The organism is Enterobacter sp. UCD-UG_FMILLET, from assembly GCF_000762975.1.
Classification (GTDB): Bacteria; Pseudomonadota; Gammaproteobacteria; order Enterobacterales; family Enterobacteriaceae; genus Enterobacter; species Enterobacter dykesii.
Map to the genome: position 1 here is coordinate 157,707 of NZ_JRJC01000036.1, position 16,915 is coordinate 174,621.

The window sequence follows — 16,915 nt, forward strand, 5'->3', positions numbered from 1 at the left end:
CCGGCAAGCGCCGGGTTTTTTCTTATCAGAAATACTTCCGCAAATATTCCGTCAAACAGAGAATCGCCATCGCCTGTCCGTACGGCATCGACGTCAGAGGGATCTGGCGATAAAACTCAAGATCGCTGCCCATGCCCGTGCCGAACGACGTTTGCAACAGCTCGCCTTCCGGCGAAATATTTTTGACGATACCGCGAATCGCTTTTTCTGCCACTTCGGCATACTCCGCGCCAACGTAGCGCTTGCGCACGGCTTTCAGAATGCCGTAGGCAAAACCTGCCGTGGCGGACGCCTCAAGATAAGAATGTGGATCGTCGAGCAGCGTATGCCATAGCCCGCTGTCGTCCTGATATTTCGCCAGCGCGGCAATCTGCGCATTCAATACCTGCACCAGGTAGCGGCGCACCGCGTTGCTTTCCGGCAGATCCACCAGCTCAAGGAAGTCCGGGATGACGATGGTGAGCCAGCTGTTGCCGCGCGCCCAGCGGGCACGGGCAAAGTTATGATTACCGTCATAGCTCCAGCCGTGGAACCACAGCCCGGTCTCCCGGTCCATCAGGTTCTGCACGTGCAGCAGGAACTGATAGACCGCCTCTTCAACGTACTCCGGCTTATTGAGCAGCTTGCCGATTTTCGCCAGCGGCAGCACCGTCATCATCAGCGTGTCATCCCACATCTGTTGATGGTTTTCTTCCGCCAGGGTGATGTGCTGCATCCCGCCGTGTTCCGTGCGCGGCATCTCGGCCATCGCCCATTCCGCCCAGCTTTCCAGCCACGGCAGCCAGGCCTGATTTTTGTTCTCTTCGTAGCGATAAGCCAGCGTCAGGAACGGCGACATGGTATTGACGTTTTTGGTGGTCGCGCCTTCCGCAAAGCGGTCGGCAAACCAGCTGTCGATAATGTCTCGCATACCTTCATCGCCGGTCTGGCAGTAATACTGCCAGATACCGTACAGGCCAACGCCGTGCGTCCACTCCCATCCGGCCCAGCCTTTGGTGTCGATCACGCGCCCGTCGTCCAGCCGCAGCAAAAATTCACCCGTTTTGTCTTGGATATTGACCAGGCTATGCGTCACCTTTTGAATCAGCGATTTCAGATCGTCCCGGGCGATAAAGCGCTCTGGCTGACGCAGTAACGGGCTATGTTTGACAGGCCACACTTTCATTATCCTAACCTCTGTTGTATGTCGAATTCAGTACCGCGCGCTCTTTCAGAGAGGGTGCCGCTGGCTTGTTGCGATTCAGATAACCGATGTTGTTATTGCCCCACAGTGACTCATAAGGCATACCGGCCAGCATCTCGACGGTGGCGCGGGCGTGTGGCGTCGCTGACTCAGGCATCGCATGACCACACTCACGCATTTTCGCGGTCTCCTCGCGCAGCGTGCTGTGGGTCTGCAAATTGAGCTTGAAGCGCAGGGAAACGAGGAAGCCGCAGAACAGCACCAGGATGGTGCCCACGCTCAGGATCGTCAAAATGGTGTGGCTCACTTCCGCAGGCTGTACTTTCTGACCGCTGACAAAGCCGGACATCTGCATCACAATGCCCACCAGCATCACCGCACCGGCCTGTGACGCCTTACGGGTCAGGGTCATGATGCCCGCGAAGATCCCTTCGCGGCGCTGGCCGGTGATCGCTTCATCCACGTCAGCAATGTAGGTGTAGGTATTCCATGGCACGTAGTTGATACCGCCGCGACCGAGGCCCGCCACCGCAGAGATCAGCAACAGCAGAGCGTAAACGTTGCTCAGGCCCGCGTAATAGAGCACGGCGTAGGAAATTGATGCCAGACCAAACAGCACCACCACCATGCGGTAGGACGGCGCAGGCCCGAAGCGGATACACAGCGGGATCATGGCGATAACCGCAAGGAACTGGAAGATGGCCATCGTGCCCAGCAGACTGGACGCCACTGACGCTTCCTGCATCAGCACGAACACCACGTAGTAGGTGAATACCGCGTTAAACACGTCCTGCGCGATATAGCCGCCGAGGTACATGCCCAGATGCTGACGGAAAATCTTGATGCGCAGCGTGGAGCTGAGCTCAACGATCAGGCGGTTGAGGCTCTGCCCCAGCGTCAGCTTCTTCTTCTCTTCTTCAGCACGCAGCGCCGCTTCAGACCACTCTTCGCGCGGGCGTTCCCAGGTGAAGAACCAGACGAAGGTCAGCATCAGCGCGCAGAGCACGGAGAAGACCAGGCTTGCGTAGAAGAAGGAAACCGCGTTGTCTTTCCCGAACCAGGTCAACAGGATCCCCGGCAGGAAGGAAGCCAGAATGGCGGACATCTGGGCCATAGCGATACGCGCCCCGGAGAACTTGGTTTTCTGCTTAAAGTCATCGGTCATTTCCGGCACCAGCGTTTCGTACGGCACCAGAATCATGGTGTAAACAATATCAAACACCAGATAGGTCAGCAGGTAGTACCCGAAGCTCATGTCCCCAACCCACATCAGCGAGTAGCTGAACACGCACGGGATCCCCAGCAGGATAAAGAACTTACGACGGCCAAAGCGCTTGCCGAGCCAGGTCGTACCAAAGTTATCGGTTAAAAAGCCCATCAACGGGCTAACGACGGCATCCAGCACCCTTGCCGCTGCAAAGATGAACGTTGCTTCGATCGGTGAAAGCCCGCAGAAGGTGGTATAAAAATATAAAAGCCAGGCCGCCGTCAGGGCCGTGGTACCCGCCCCGAGAAAATCGCCTGACCCGTAAGCAAGATAATTCGCGAGTCCAATTTTACGTGTTTTCATTGCCGTCAGCCCTAATCAGTTTCAGGAGACTCCCTGCAAACGCGCTTCGTCCGGGAGCTTTTATACGGCTACAGTAAATGCATCGACCTGTTGATACCTTTCTGTTTCTGCCACTCCAGAGAGGGTGTATGGCAAAAATACAAAGGGTAGGGTCACGCGCGTCACTGATTTATAAAACAGCGTTTCTATTTGATCAAAAGGAGAGGTCAGTTTTGAGAGCCAGCCATCAGAATGTCCTGATGGCTGGTGAAAAGGCAGGGTGTTAGCGATAGTTCACGATGACGGAATTACTCTGGACTTTCAGCGCCGGGATTAAGCGCCCCCCGCCCGGCACTTCCCAGATGAAACGCAAAGGTTCTATGGCCGGTACGCCGTTGAACGCCTGCGTCGTGCCATTTTCACCGTCGATTTCCGTGCAGCGCGTCTGAGAGCAGAGGCGCACTCGCAGGCCTGCGGGTGTTGGGCCAATCAGCCGGTAATTCCAGACCACAAGGCCCATCAGACCGGAAACCTCTTCAGCAGGTGCCAGCGGGTTAGATGACATGGCAACACCCCGGTTGCTGAGGGTCACTCCCATGCTGCTTGCCTGCCACGTACCCTCCCCGGCAGCCTGCGCCACCAAAGGGAAAAGCAAAATCCAGATCCATTTACCCATTATTTTCCTCCAATCGTCGCGGTCATGCGGATATGACGGTTATCCGACAGCTCCAGATTCGACAGCACGACCAGCTGGTTCAGGCTACGACGCAGGAAGCGCGACAGCAGCGGACGCAGCGCATGGTTCACCAGCAGCACCGGCGGCGCGCCCAGCATCTCCTGACGCGTCAGCGCCTCCTGCGTTTGCGCCAGCAGACGGTCCGCCAGACCCGGCTCCAGGCCGCCCCCTCCCTGCAGGGCCTGCAGCAGAAGGCGTTCAAGCGGCGTATCGAGGCCAATGACCTGTACCTCTCCGGTTCCCGGGAACCACTGCTGGGTGATCGCGCGGCCCAGCGCCACGCGTACCACCGCCGTCAGCTCGTGCGGATCGCTTTGTATCGGCGCATGCTCGGCAAGGGTTTCGAGAATGGTGCGCATATCGCGGATCGGCACCTTCTCTTCGAGCAGGTTTTGCAGCACCTTGTGCAGCGTGGTTAAGGTCAGCACGCCCGGGACCAGGTCTTCCGTCAGCTTCGGCATCTCCTGCGTGACGCGGTCCAGCAGCTGCTGCGCTTCCTGACGGCCAAACAGCTCTGCCGAGAATTGCCCGATCAGGTGATTAAGATGGGTTGCCACCACGGTACTGGCTTCAACAACCGTATACCCCTGGATCTGCGCCTGCTCTTTCAGGGCACTTTCAATCCAGATAGCAGCCAGGCCAAAGGCCGGATCGATGGTTTGCTCACCCGGCAGGGTGCCTGCGGCGGTACCCGGGTTAATCGCCAGCCAGCGGCCCGGATAGGCATCACCGCTGCCAATTTCGACCCCTTTCATCAGGATGCGATAGCGCGCGGGCGGCAGGTCCATATTGTCGCGGATGTGTACAACCGGCGGCAGGAAGCCCATATCCTGCGCGAATTTTTTACGGATACTGCGGATACGGCCAAGCAGCTCGCCATCCTGCTGGAAATCGACCATCGGAATCAGGCGATAGCCCACTTCCATTCCCAGGGAATCTTCCAGCTGAACGTCGTTCCAGGTCGCTTCGACGGCCTGGGTATTCTCCGGCATTTTTACCGGAACAGGCTCCGCCGCCGGTTTGATTTCACGACCGCGCATCCACCAGGCTAGCCCCAGCAGACCCGCCGTAAACAGCAGGAAGACGAGGTTTGGCATACCCGGCACCAGGCCGAGCAAACCCAGAACCGCAGCGGCCAGCAGCATCACGCGCGGGTTGCTGAAGAGCTGGCCCACCATCTGCTCGCCAACGTCCTGGTCGGTACTCACGCGGGTTACAATCACACCCGCCGCAGTAGAGATAACCAGCGCCGGGATCTGCGCGACCAGACCGTCACCAATGGTCAGCAGCGTATAGCTTTCCGCCGCGTGGCCCATGTCCATCCCGTGCTGCAATACACCCACCAGCAGACCGCCGACCACGTTAATCACCATGATCAGAATGCCCGCGATGGCGTCACCGCGCACAAACTTACTTGCACCGTCCATAGAGCCGTAGAAGTCCGCCTCCTGCGTCACTTCCGAACGGCGTTTTTTGGCTTCATCTTCGGCGATAAGACCGGCGTTCAGGTCGGCGTCGATCGCCATCTGTTTGCCCGGCATCCCGTCCAGCACAAAACGCGCGCCCACTTCCGCGATACGCCCTGCACCTTTGGTGATAACCATAAAGTTGATGATAACGAGGATAACGAACACCACGATACCGATAGCGAAATTGCCGCCCACCAGGAAGTGGCCGAACGCCTCCACCACTTTACCTGCCGCTGCAGCACCGGTGTGGCCTTCCATCAGGATGATACGCGTGGAGGCCACGTTAAGCGCCAGTCGGAGCAAGGTGGTAAACAGCAGAATGGTCGGGAATGCGGCGAACTCCAGGGTACGCTGGGTGAACATCGCCACCAGCAGCACCATAATCGACAGCGCAATATTGAAAGTGAAAAGCAGATCGAGGATGAACGCCGGTAGCGGCAGTACCATCATCGACAGAATTAGCAGGATCAGAATCGGCCCGGCAAGGATCTGCCATTGGGTCGATTTCAGGTTGCCGGGCAGGCGCAACATTGCCACCAGATTAGCCATCAGTGTCCTTCTCGTTCATAAAATCCAGCGCGGCAGGCACCGGAAGGTTCTCAGGTTTCACAGGCCGCTGACCGCCAGCCAGACGCCAGCGCTTCAACTGCCACACCCAGGCCAGCACTTCCGCCACCGCGGCGTAGAGTTGTCCCGGGATCTGTTGTCCAATGTCCGCATGGCGGTACAGGGCACGCGCCAGCGGAGGGGCTTCGAGGATCGGCACGCGGTTTTCAGTGCCAATTTCCCGGATGCGCAGTGCGATCAGTCCGGCCCCTTTCGCGACGACCTTCGGCGCGCTCATTTTGTTTTCGTCATAGCGCAGCGCAACGGAATAGTGCGTCGGGTTGGTGACAATGACGTCGGCCTTCGGCACATCTTCCATCATGCGGCGACGGGCGGCGGCACGCTGCATCTGGCGGATGCGCCCTTTTACGTGCGGGTCACCTTCCATCTGCTTATATTCGTCACGGATATCCTGACGCGACATACGCAGCTTTTTGAAGTGGGTATAAAGCTGGAAGATCACGTCAAAACCCACCATCGGGATAATGCTGAGCACCACCAGCAGCGCGCAGAGCCCAACCAGATTCAGCGCGTTGCTCATCGCGGTGAGAGGCGATTCGCTGATAAGACGCATCATTTCCGGCCAGTGGTACCAGAGGTAAAACCCCGCAGAACTGCCCATCAGCACCGATTTGAGAACGGCTTTGAGCAGCTCAGCCCCGGTCTGCGCAGAGAACATTTTCGCAATACCCGACAGCGGGTTCAGTTTGGAAAATTTTGGCTGCAGCGATTTGGCACTGAAAACCAGACCGCCGAGCATCACCGGTGAGACTAGCGCGACCAGCACGACCCCGGTAATCAGGGGCAACAGTGCGACCATGGCCCCTTTGATAAGCTGAATAATCTGGCTGAGGATCAGATTCGGATCGTTGACCATGCTGTGGTCAAAACGTAAGCCGGTGGACAACATTCCCGCCAGCTTGCGGGCGAGCGACTCCCCGCCCCACCAGATAATGCACACCCCTACGATAAGGATCAGTAGGGAGGTTAATTCTCGGGATCGGGGGATCTGCCCTTCCTCACGCGCCTTTTCTAGTCGGTGGGGTGTGGGGGCTTCCGTTTTGTCGTCGTTCTCTTCTGCCACAGTGCATGCTCAGCCCATTACGTCACGGGTATCATGCCAGCACAGCCTTTGATCAATGGGCTGATAAACCCCTATAACCGGGTCTTTTTATCCAGTTTAAGCCCACACTCCGCACGTTGGGTGAGAGAAGAGAGAACAAGTAATAACCGAAAAATAGAGTCCAGCTTTTGTGATGCGCTTCATATTACAAAATGAATTAAGCGCAGTTCAAAAGAACGTTTACTCTAAAAAAAATTTCGAAAGGAAATTAACATAGCCGTCAATTTTAACTACCTGGTATTGCAGGAATGATATAAATATGTAAATTCAATAATTCAGGGAAATTTAAACCACATAATTCATTACCACACACAATCCAAAAATGAATTAATGCATATAACATTAGCCCTGAAACTCACTTACCAGTAGAATATTAAATGTTATAATTTCACGCGGCGTAATATACTTTTCACTAGAAAGCAAAATTTATGCCAGATATTTCTTTTTTACGTAAAGGGAAAATTAAGATGGATTTCAAAAAGATTATTATTGCGGGCTTAGCCCTTGCAATACTGTCGATGAATAGCTTCGCCGCAGAAATGAATGCCGGCACTATTCACTTCACGGGTGAAATTATCGAATCAAGCTGCACGATTCAGGGTGACAATGATACGGACAGTACTGTCCCGCTGGGTACCTATCCAATATCATTGTTTACTGCTGTTGGGACGGAAAGTGCACTTATGCCATTCTCCATCACGCTTGCCAACTGCCCATTGCAAAGCGATGGGCTTCCGGCTGTACAGCTGACCTTTAACGGCCCAACAACCCTGACCAAGGCCAAAACGCTGCTGGACGTCAGTAAAATTACCACCACGGGCGATACCGCGGCCACCGGTATCGGCGTTGCCGTCAGCCTGGCGGGTAAAGATGATAAGCTCATCACGATGGACGGCGCCGAAGGGCAGGTCTATATCGAACTGGCGTCAAAACCCGAAGATACGATTAAAGCTGATTTTAATGCTCGCTATAAATCATTTGCAACTGCGGTTACGACCGGTCCGGCAGACGCTGATATGACGGTAAATATTCTTTACCGTTAATAAACGCATTACTGACATTCATAATATAAATAGATTTAGGCCTCATGACGTTTAAGGAGTCATGATCTGATATTAGTCCGAATCCGTATTCGGACTAATATCATTTCGCCTCACCCTCCTTTATTAAAGGTTTCACTATGCGCATATCACTCCATGTCTTATTATGTATTCCTGTCATTGCAAGCACTTTTTGTCACGCAGCAGGTATTCAGATAGGTCGCACACGCATAATCTACGATGCCGCGAAAAAGGAAGTTGCCCTACCCTTACAAAATAATGATAAAGAGCTTCCATGGTTAATACAGTCATGGACGGATACGGGTGATGGTAAAACGCACGGACCGTTTATCGTGACACCGCCTCTCTTTCGACTCGATCCGCAAAAAGAGCAAAGCCTGCGCATTACCTGGAACGGGACAGCCTTAGAAGGGGATAAAGAGTCGCTGTTCTATATGAACGTGCGAACCGTCCCTGCCACGGCTACGGATGAGGATGACAAAAACGTCCTGCGGTTAATCTATAAAACGCGTCTGAAACTGTTCTGGCGTCCTGTCGGACTGAGCGGTACGCCCTCTGAATCCTGCAAAAACCTGCGATTTGCTCGTCATGGTCAGCAACTCACCGTCATCAACGCAGGGGCGTTCTACAGCGTCTTTGATTCACTTGCGCTGGGTGCGCACAAAGTGGAAAAAGCCGACATGGTTGCCCCTAAATCCCGCGCTGACATTCCTCTCCCTGGCAATGCTCAGGGGACGAACGTCACCTGGCGCTGCATTACCGATTACGGCAATGCTTCCGAAAAATATACCTCCCCCCTGGCGCAGGATTAAAAGACCTCGATGATGACAGGACGTAATGAGTTGTCATACGAGCGGCGCTTCAGACTGAATCCGCTTCTTCGCTGCCTTGGCGGTGTCTTGCTCATCGCTAGCTTCTCGACGCTGGCCCGTGAGTATCGTTTCTCTCCCTCATCGCTTGAAGGAGACATGCTGGCCCAGCAGGATATCGACCTTTCACTCTTTTCAAAGTCGAATGCTCAGCTACCCGGCACCTATTCTTCACGAGTGCAGGTGAACGAACGCCGCCTCAGCACCACCAATATCGCTTACGTCAGCTCCCCGGAAGGGTCACTGATACCGCAGCTCACACCGGATATGCTGCGGGCATGGGGGATTGCTATCGATCGGTATCCCGCCTTGCTTGCGTTACCCGCAAATAAGGCTTTGCCTGAAGATATCAGCAACTATATCCCTCTGGCCTCCGCGCGGCTTGAGTTTTCAACCATGACATTAGCGTTGAGTATTCCTCAGGCCGCGTTAAGTGGTACCAGTCGCGATTACATCGATCCTTCGCGCTGGGACGACGGTGTCCCCGTGTTGTTCAGTGACTACGCTTTCTCAGGATCAAAAAATAAGGAGAGCGGTGACAACAGCGCCACCAGTCAGTATCTGAATTTGCGCACAGGCGCCAACCTGGGAGGCTGGCGAGTGCGCAACTATTCAACGTGGAGTAATTCTGACAGTGAAAACCTGTGGGAAAACATCAATACCTTCCTGCAGCATGACGTTGACGCCCTCAAGGCGCAGTTCACGGCCGGGGAAAGCAACACGCGGGGCGAGGTATTTGATAGCTTACAGTACCGGGGCGTCAACCTTGCGTCAGATGAAGAGATGCTTCCCTATAGCCAACGCGGCTATGCCCCTGTCATACGCGGCATCGCAAGTTCAAATGCTGAAGTCTCGGTGCGCCAGAATGGCTATCTCATCTATCAGCAAAACGTCGCGCCGGGTGAGTTCGAGATCAACGATCTCTACTCCACGACCAACAGCGGCGATCTGGACGTTACGGTGAAAGAGGCTGACGGCACCGAGCATCACTTTACGCAGCCCTACTCCAGTATTGCGGTTATGCTGCGGCCTGGGCGTATGAAGTACGAAATGACGGCAGGCCGTTATCGTGCTGAAAGCGGGAGCGATCAAAAGGAACCCGACTTTTTCCAGGGAAGCATGATTTACGGTTTAAATAACCTTTTCACCTGGTTTGGAGGGCTGACGCTCTCGAAAGACTATAACGCAGCCAATACCGGTACCGGTATGGCGCTCGGGCCGCTGGGCTCGCTGTCCGCTGACGTTACCCTGGCCGATACCCGCCTGGACGATAACAGCCAGCATACCGGCCAGTCATGGCGTTTGCTTTATACCGGTAAACTGGATTCGACCGATACCAACTTCAGCCTCGGCAGCTACCGATACACCAGCCGCGGATATTACAGCTTTGTCGACGCCAACCAAATGCGTGACGGCGACGAAGGCGATCTGCTGTTTCGTTACAATAAACGCAACCGCATTCAGGCCAGCATTAGCCAAACCGTTGCTGGGGCGAGTCTGTATCTTAACGGTTATCAGCAGGACTATTGGGGCACCACTAAAAAAGAGCGCAGCCTGTCGTTTGGATTTAATACCGTTGTTGCCGGCACGAGTTATCACATGGCCTATACGTACAGCAAAACCAACGACGAAGAGTCTGATAGGATGGTCTCTTTGGGATTTAGCATTCCTCTCGCCAGATGGCTGCCACGCGCCTGGAGTAGCTATAACATCAGCAATACTAAAAATGGCTATACGCGGCAAAACGTGGGCCTCAGCGGCACGCTGCTGGACGACGAGCGTTTGAGCTACTCGTTGCAGCAAAGCCATTCCAACCACGACGGGGAGGATATCAGCAGCGTCTATGGCAGCTACCGTTCGCAATACGCCAACCTGACCGCCGGTTATTACGCCTCCACTGATGACTCTCAGCAGCTTAATTACGGCATTAGCGGCGGTATTGTTGCCCATCCTGAGGGAGTCACGCTGGCTCAGCCTCTGGGCAGCCAGTTTGCTATCGTCAACGCCAACGACGCGTCCGGCGTCCGTTTCCTGAACCAGCGTGGTATTCAGACCGACTGGCAGGGTAATGCAGTCATTCCATCGCTCACTCCGTACCAGGAGAACAATATTCGTATTGATACCTCGAGCCTGCCGGAAAATGTAGACACCAGCGATACCGCCATCACCGTCATTCCCTCGCGCAACGCGGCGGTGTTGGCCAGGTTTGACGCCCACACAGGCTATCGGATGTTGGTCACCCTGAAGCGTCCAAACGGCCTCCCCGTTCCTTTCGGCGCCATCGCGACCAGTAGCGCCCCGGTGATAAGCGGCATTGTCGATGATACCGGTACCGTCTATCTGGCAGGCCTTGGTGATACCGCACAGCTCACCGTGAAATGGGGCAACGGCAAGGGCCAACAGTGCCGCGCCAGCATTACGCAACAGTCAGCCAACCAAACCGAAAGCCCTAACGGTATTCGCTCGGTTAGCGAGCTTTGTCAGCAGGAATAAGCACATGAGAACTATACTCAAGAAACAGGCCGTCTGGGCTTCATTGGCCACGGCACTGAGCCTGACCGCAACCTGCCCGTGCAGGGGTGCGGTGACTTTACTTCATAACTGCTTCGGTGCACCGCAATCCTACACCACGTCGTTCGATCATGAGTTTTCGTCCAGCGAAAATATCGCCAATCATGACTATGATGTGCCTAATCATCTGGTCGGCAATGGCCCGCTGATAGTGGCCAACTGCGACTGTCCCGGAAATATGTTTTCATCGAGCATGGTCTATGAAAAAACGTTTGCCGGGAGTCCGTTGAGTCCGGGAACAAACGGATACGGCTATTTGACCGAAAAGATTGATGCCGATATCACCGCCTACGCGGATGCAATCAACTCTCCGGACGGCACTTCATTGACCCCGATAGCTGTCAATGAATACCCGACGTCCAGAAGTAATATGCGTAACATGACCGAGAATGCACTCGCCAAAACGGAGGGAGATGCCAACGTTTGCAGTAGTGACAGCCAGCCGAGTAATGCCGCTACAGTAAAGCGTAATTTCCGCTGGAACGTCGTTGCGATCCTGCTTCACGTTAAAAAACCCATCCTGGGTCAAGAGGTGATCCCTTCGACGATCGTCGCGCAAAACTATTCCTGTCTTTATTTCGGCTCGGGGGGAAGCTGCGATCCTGGGCAGGCTGACCAGGTCTCTGATATCTGGTTTGGCGGCACGCTATCTGCGCCGCTAAGCTGCATCATCAACGCCGGCAGCACCATTGAGGTGGAGTTTGGCGGCATTGTCAGCAAGCAATTCGTCATCAAGGGGCAACCGCCAAAACGTTATGCTCTTAAAAACGTTGATATTGCCTATCACTGTGATGATAACGCAGTGGGAAACACGGACCGGATAAAGCTTACGCTCACAGCAGATCAGGGCGTGGTGGACAGCAGTACGCCGTACATTGCGAAACTTCTGGACAGGGACGATCTCGGGGTACGTGTATATGATGAAAACAGTCAGAACGTTGCGCTGGACGGTACCTATGAGTTTCCGGTGACGATGGACGAGCAGGGTAACGGTGTGGTCAAAATTCAGGCTGCGCCGGTCGGCACAACAAATGCCCCCCCGGCCCCGGGCCGCTTTGAAGGTAACGTAACGGTGAAGATGGACCTTCGCTAACCGAAATACCCTCAGGTTGACGCTGCAGCCTGAGGGTAATCAGAACAATCAGAAGCCGAGGCTGTCCAGCAGATCGTCGACCTGATCCTGGCTTGCCACAACGCCCGCCTTGCTGGCGTCGAGTTGTGGACCATTGAGCAGGCTTTCGTTCTCGCGTTTTGGACGGGCTGCTGGTTCCGGAATGTTCTCCAGCAGAACCATCAGCAGCTGACGCTCAATCTCCTGGATAACATCCATCATGCGCTTGATCACCTGACCAGTCAGGTCCTGGAAATCCTGCGCCATCATGATGTCCAGCAGCTGGGCGTTGGTGAAGCTGGTGTGGCCCGGCACATCACCCAGGTACTGACGGGTATCCGTCACCAGCTCGCGGGCATCCGCCAGCTCGATAGGGTTCTCAAACCACTCGTCCCAGCGTTTGCTCAGGGCTTTCGCCCCCTTTTCCATCGCATCCTGGTGCGGCTGTGACGCTTCAACGCTGTTCAGCGCACGCTCCGCGGCCTGAGCGGTCATCTGCACGACATAGTCCAGACGATCGCGGGCATCCGGAATAGCTTCCGCGGCTTCGGCAATGGCCTGATCCAGCCCCAGCTCGCGCAGGCTGTCACGCAGCATGCGCGTCAGGCTGCCAATGCGGACGATGATATCGCTCGGCGAGTGTTCTTCAACGGGTTTCATAGCAGGTTGCAACATTTCCATCACCTCACATGCCGAGTTTCTCGAAGATCTTACCGAGCTTCTCTTCCAGGGTTGCCGCGGTGAATGGCTTCACCACGTAGCCGCTTGCGCCCGCCTGTGCAGCGGCAATGATGTTCTCTTTTTTCGCTTCTGCAGTAACCATCAGAACCGGCATAGACGCCATTCCGGCATCGGCACGAATGGTTTTCAGCAGTTCCAGACCGTCCATGTTTGGCATGTTCCAGTCGGAGATAACAAAACCAAACCCGCCAGCCTGCAGTTTGTTCAGCGCATCAACGCCGTCTTCTGCTTCTTCAACGTTGTTGAAGCCCAGCTCTTTCAGCAGGTTGCGCACGATACGACGCATGGTGGAAAAGTCATCCACAACCAAAAACTTAAGCTCTTTATCCGCCATAAAATAATACTCCTGAGTCAAATACGTATTGCCTGTCCGGCACTGATTTTCGCCAGCATCTGCTGGCTTACCTGGCTAAGATCGACCACTTCGCTCACGCCACCCATATTGATGGCCTCGCGCGGCATGCCGAACACCACACAACTTGCTTCATTCTGCGCAATCGTCCAGGCGCCAGCCTGGTGCATTGCAAGCATTCCGGCGGCACCATCGTTGCCCATCCCCGTCAGGATCACCCCAACGGCGTTGCGCCCCGCATGTTTCGCCACCGAATGAAACAGCACATCCACCGACGGACGGTGCCGGTTGACCGGCGGTCCGTCATGAATTTTGATTTGATAGTTAGCACCGCTGCGCGCCAGCTCCATATGCTTGTCGCCCGGGGGCGATATAGGCATGTCCCGGGAGCACGCGCTCGCCGTCTTCCGCCTCTTTCACGCTGATCTGGCACAGCTTGTTCAGGCGTTCGGCGAACGAACGGGTAAAGCCTGGCGGCATATGCTGCGTGATCAGAATACCCGGACTTGAAAGCGGCAATGGCTGGAGTACATGACGAATTGCCTCTGTTCCTCCGGTTGACGCCCCAATGACCAGCAGTTTTTCCGAGCTGAGTAAGGGACCGGCCTTCAGGGTCGCAGGCGCAGCCATTGGCGTGTGGGCGGCAAGCTTCGCACGCGACGCGGTGCGGATCTTCTCGGCGATCATTTCGCTGTAGGCAAGCATCCCTTCGCGAATGCCGAGCTGCGGTTTGGTGACAAAATCCACCGCCCCCAGTTCCAGCGCGCGCAGGGTAATTTCCGATCCTTTTCCGGTCAGGGAGGAGACCATTACCACCGGCATAGGCCGAAGCCGCATTAATTTTTCGAGGAAATCTATGCCATCCATGCGCGGCATCTCGACATCCAGCGTTAGCACGTCGGGGTTATATTTTTTAATTAAATCCCGCGCTACCAGAGGATCGGGCGCAGTGGCCACCATCTCCATGTCGCTGTGGCTATTGATAATTTCAGTCATGATCTGACGCATCAGCGCTGAATCATCGACAGACAACACCCTGATTTTACTCATGCTTTTTCCTTACTCAGCGCATACACCGTTTGCCCACGCAGGCTAAACTCACGCGCGAGGTTGCTGAAGTTTTCCGAGTGCCCGGCAAACAGTAAACCGTCAGGCTTGAGCAACGGAACAAACCGACGCAGAATGTCCTGTTGCGTCGTTTTATCAAAATAGATCATGACGTTACGGCAAAAAATGGCGTCGAACGGCCCCGGCACGTTGTACTGCTTATCCAGCAGGTTAACGGGCGCGAATTCGACGCAGTTCGCCAGCTCCTGGCGTACGCGTACCAGGCCTTCATGCGGGCCCGTGCCGCGCATGAAATAACGCTGCAGCTGCTGCGGCGACAGCGTTTTCAGTTCATCCTGGCGATACACGCCGTTACGCGCCTTCTCCAGCACCTCGGTATCGATATCGCTGGCGTAGACCTTCCAGCGTCCGGGCGTCATGCCCAGGGTGTCGGCAAGGGTGATCGCCAGCGAGTACGGCTCTTCACCCGTCGAGGCGGCCGCACTCCATACGCGATACTCCCCGGTGCGACGGCGGGCGTGCTCGGCCAGAACCGGGAAGTGGTGAGCTTCACGGAAAAACGCCGTCAGGTTGGTGGTTAACGAGTTAATAAAAGCCTGCCACTCTGCGCTGTTCTGGTTCGCCTCGAGCATGCTCAGATAGCGGCCAAAATCATCCAGCCCCAGCGTACGCAAGCGCCGCACCAGACGGTTGTAGACCATGTCCCGCTTATGATCCGCAAGCACGATCCCCGCACGCTGGTAGATTAACTGACATATCCGACGAAAATGCGCGTCGGACAGCGCGAGGCGCTGTGTCATCTGCAACAATAATGACGTTTGCCCAGGGGGCATTGGTGATGTCATAGCGCCTTCTTAATTACATTCAGGATACAACTGGCACGGCCTGCGACCGCCCGACTTCTGTTACTGCTTCAACGTGCTCTTTCACATTAAATACCGCGACCAGTCCGGTCAGACGATCCGCCTGGCTGGCCAGCTGATCGGTGGCCGCTGCCGCCTCCTCAACTAACGAGGCGTTCTGTTGCGTCACCTGATCCATCTGGCTGACAGCCTGGGCAACCTGCTCAATCCCGCGACGCTGTTCGTCCGACGCCGAGGCGATCTCGCCCATGATGTCGTTGACCCGCGTCACGGAGGTGACGATCTCGTGCATGGTTTTCGCCGCCGTATCCACAAGGGTTGAGCCCTGCTGAACGCGCGAGACCGACTCTTCGATCAGCACCTTAATCTCTTTCGCCGCGTTGGCGCTGCGGCTCGCCAGGTTACGCACTTCCCCCGCCACCACCGCAAACCCGCGCCCTTGCTCACCGGCGCGCGCCGCTTCCACGGCGGCATTCAGCGCCAGAATGTTGGTCTGGAACGCGATACCGTCAATCACGCTGATGATGTCACCAATTTTCTGCGAGCTGGTGGCAATCTCCTGCATGGTGCTGGCGACATGGGACGCCTGGTCCCCGCCTTTCTTTGCCGTCATCGCCGCCTGTTTTGACAGGTCAGACGCCTGACGCGCGTTATCGGCGTTCTGACCTACCGTCGCGGTCAGTTGCTCCATGCTGGCCGCCGTCTGCGCCAGCGAGGCCGCCTGCTGCTCGGTGCGGGACGAGAGATCGTTGTTACCCGCTGCAATCTCAGAGATCCCGGTGTGCATGGCATAACTGCCCTGCCGCACGTCGCTCACCGTTTCCCGCAGCGATCCCTGCATCGCCTTCAGGCTGGCAAAGATCGCCGAAATTTCGTTCTTGCCGAACACCGCCACCGGACGCGCCAGGTCCCCTTTCGCAATACTGTCGAAGTGGCTGCTGATAATGGCCAGCGGCTGCACAATCATTCTGCGCGACCAGAGCAGCGCGGCACCGGTCAGCAACCCTGCCACAATCACCACCATGGCAAAGATGACGCCCGACATGTGATAGCTTTGGCGGCTCTGGTCACCGGCACGTTGAACAGACTGGTTAATATCCTGCTGCCATGCGTTAAAGCTGCCGTCAAACGCCGCCTGCGAGGCCTGAACCGGTGCGGTCATAAAGTCCGAAAGCTGGTTGTTCTCAAGCCACGTCGCCTGGTGGTCCAGATCGCTGTACCACTGCTCAAAGTTCGTCTTCATGGCGGTCTTCAGCGCCTTCTCTTTCTCGCTGTCGGCGGCCTGCGCCGTAAAGGCTTTAAACTGTGCGTCAGCCTGTTTCAGGCTGTCGCGCGCGTTGGCCATCAGCGCTTTAATGTCATCCGGCGGATAACTCAGCGCGGTTAAGGTTCCCGCCTTGTTCAGCGCAGTGCTTGCCTGCAACAGCACGGCACGCGTTTGTGCCAGTGCGGAGCGCTGCTGATTACTCGCCTCAACTTCCTGCAAATTCTGATAGCCATCGCGAAACGCCCAAAAAGACAACCCGTTACTGCCAACCTGCAACACACCGCAAAGGATCAGAATCAAAAACAGTGTGGTCGAGATACGAATACGATTTAACATCCACGCTCCC

The 16,915-nt window shown here is 55.6% G+C and carries 13 protein-coding genes and 1 pseudogene; 4 read left to right on the top strand and 10 right to left on the bottom strand.

What is annotated here, in order from left to right:
* Positions 1-25 precede the first annotated feature (25 nt).
* The 5 genes from bglB to flhB all read right to left on the bottom strand — a co-directional run bounded on the left by bglB (position 26) and on the right by flhB (position 6,627).
* A complete protein-coding gene (gene bglB, locus LA04_RS15835) occupies positions 26-1,165 on the bottom strand; it encodes a beta-galactosidase BglB (RefSeq protein ID WP_047652332.1) in 1,140 nt (379 codons plus the stop codon).
* Positions 1,166-1,169: 4 nt separating this feature from the next.
* Complete coding sequence (locus tag LA04_RS15840) at positions 1,170-2,753, bottom strand: MFS transporter (protein ID WP_047652333.1); 1,584 nt, start codon at positions 2,751-2,753, stop codon at positions 1,170-1,172.
* Positions 2,754-3,015: 262 nt separating this feature from the next.
* Positions 3,016-3,408 carry a flagellar protein FlhE gene (gene flhE / locus LA04_RS15845; RefSeq protein WP_047652334.1) on the bottom strand — a complete coding sequence of 131 codons (393 nt, stop codon included), beginning with the start codon at positions 3,406-3,408 and terminating at the stop codon, positions 3,016-3,018.
* A complete protein-coding gene (flhA, locus tag LA04_RS15850; RefSeq protein WP_047652335.1) occupies positions 3,408-5,486 on the bottom strand; it encodes a flagellar biosynthesis protein FlhA in 2,079 nt (692 codons plus the stop codon). Before flhA ends, flhE begins: the two co-directional genes overlap by 1 nt.
* On the bottom strand, positions 5,479-6,627 hold the full coding sequence (gene flhB, locus LA04_RS15855) for a flagellar biosynthesis protein FlhB (RefSeq protein WP_047652336.1): 1,149 nt from the start codon (positions 6,625-6,627) through the stop codon (positions 5,479-5,481). The genes flhA and flhB overlap by 8 nt, the downstream gene beginning before the upstream one ends.
* 467 nt (positions 6,628-7,094) lie before the next feature.
* Here flhB and LA04_RS15860 point away from each other — a divergent pair, with 467 nt between their 5' ends.
* The 4 genes from LA04_RS15860 to LA04_RS15875 all read left to right on the top strand — a co-directional run bounded on the left by LA04_RS15860 (position 7,095) and on the right by LA04_RS15875 (position 12,260).
* Positions 7,095-7,709: a fimbrial protein gene (locus LA04_RS15860; RefSeq protein ID WP_326929953.1), complete on the top strand. Its 615-nt coding sequence runs from the start codon at positions 7,095-7,097 to the stop codon at positions 7,707-7,709.
* A gap of 137 nt (positions 7,710-7,846) precedes the next feature.
* Positions 7,847-8,539: a fimbrial biogenesis chaperone gene (locus LA04_RS15865; protein ID WP_047652337.1), complete on the top strand. Its 693-nt coding sequence runs from the start codon at positions 7,847-7,849 to the stop codon at positions 8,537-8,539.
* A gap of 9 nt (positions 8,540-8,548) precedes the next feature.
* On the top strand, positions 8,549-11,089 hold the full coding sequence (locus LA04_RS15870) for a fimbria/pilus outer membrane usher protein (RefSeq protein WP_047652338.1): 2,541 nt from the start codon (positions 8,549-8,551) through the stop codon (positions 11,087-11,089).
* 4 nt (positions 11,090-11,093) lie between these two features.
* Positions 11,094-12,260 carry a fimbrial protein gene (locus tag LA04_RS15875; protein WP_047652339.1) on the top strand — a complete coding sequence of 389 codons (1,167 nt, stop codon included), beginning with the start codon at positions 11,094-11,096 and terminating at the stop codon, positions 12,258-12,260.
* 48 nt (positions 12,261-12,308) lie between these two features.
* On the opposite strand, the gene cheZ is transcribed toward LA04_RS15875, so the two are convergent.
* From cheZ to tap, 5 genes and pseudogenes are all read right to left on the bottom strand, one after another.
* Positions 12,309-12,953, bottom strand: a complete 645-nt coding sequence (gene cheZ / locus LA04_RS15880; RefSeq protein WP_023312251.1) for a protein phosphatase CheZ — start codon at positions 12,951-12,953, stop codon at positions 12,309-12,311.
* A 10-nt stretch (positions 12,954-12,963) separates the two neighbouring features.
* Entirely contained in the window at positions 12,964-13,353 is a 390-nt protein-coding gene (gene cheY / locus LA04_RS15885) for a chemotaxis response regulator CheY (RefSeq protein WP_008500431.1), read from the bottom strand.
* A 17-nt stretch (positions 13,354-13,370) separates the two neighbouring features.
* Positions 13,371-14,421: pseudogene (locus LA04_RS15890) on the bottom strand (protein-glutamate methylesterase/protein-glutamine glutaminase).
* A complete protein-coding gene (gene cheR / locus LA04_RS15895; RefSeq protein WP_023312253.1) occupies positions 14,418-15,284 on the bottom strand; it encodes a protein-glutamate O-methyltransferase CheR in 867 nt (288 codons plus the stop codon). The pseudogene LA04_RS15890 and the gene cheR overlap by 4 nt, the downstream one beginning before the upstream one ends.
* A gap of 19 nt (positions 15,285-15,303) precedes the next feature.
* A complete protein-coding gene (gene tap, locus LA04_RS15900) occupies positions 15,304-16,905 on the bottom strand; it encodes a methyl-accepting chemotaxis protein IV (protein ID WP_047652340.1) in 1,602 nt (533 codons plus the stop codon).
* Between the last annotated feature and the right edge of the window lie 10 nt (positions 16,906-16,915).

Bases quoted from the DNA above. Each gene is read 5' to 3' on its own strand.
- cheR (WP_023312253.1), bottom strand. From the start codon at position 15,284: ATGACATCACCAATGCCCCCTGGGCAAACGTCATTATTGTTGCAGATG.
- cheZ (WP_023312251.1), bottom strand. From the start codon at position 12,953: ATGTTGCAACCTGCTATGAAACCCGTTGAAGAACACTCGCCGAGCGAT.
- flhA (WP_047652335.1), bottom strand. From the start codon at position 5,486: ATGGCTAATCTGGTGGCAATGTTGCGCCTGCCCGGCAACCTGAAATCG.
- LA04_RS15870 (WP_047652338.1), top strand. From the start codon at position 8,549: ATGATGACAGGACGTAATGAGTTGTCATACGAGCGGCGCTTCAGACTG.
- bglB (WP_047652332.1), bottom strand. From the start codon at position 1,165: ATGAAAGTGTGGCCTGTCAAACATAGCCCGTTACTGCGTCAGCCAGAG.
- tap (WP_047652340.1), bottom strand. From the start codon at position 16,905: ATGTTAAATCGTATTCGTATCTCGACCACACTGTTTTTGATTCTGATC.
- LA04_RS15840 (WP_047652333.1), bottom strand. From the start codon at position 2,753: ATGAAAACACGTAAAATTGGACTCGCGAATTATCTTGCTTACGGGTCA.
- LA04_RS15860 (WP_326929953.1), top strand. From the start codon at position 7,095: ATGCCAGATATTTCTTTTTTACGTAAAGGGAAAATTAAGATGGATTTC.
- LA04_RS15865 (WP_047652337.1), top strand. From the start codon at position 7,847: ATGCGCATATCACTCCATGTCTTATTATGTATTCCTGTCATTGCAAGC.
- cheY (WP_008500431.1), bottom strand. From the start codon at position 13,353: ATGGCGGATAAAGAGCTTAAGTTTTTGGTTGTGGATGACTTTTCCACC.
- flhE (WP_047652334.1), bottom strand. From the start codon at position 3,408: ATGGGTAAATGGATCTGGATTTTGCTTTTCCCTTTGGTGGCGCAGGCT.
- LA04_RS15875 (WP_047652339.1), top strand. From the start codon at position 11,094: ATGAGAACTATACTCAAGAAACAGGCCGTCTGGGCTTCATTGGCCACG.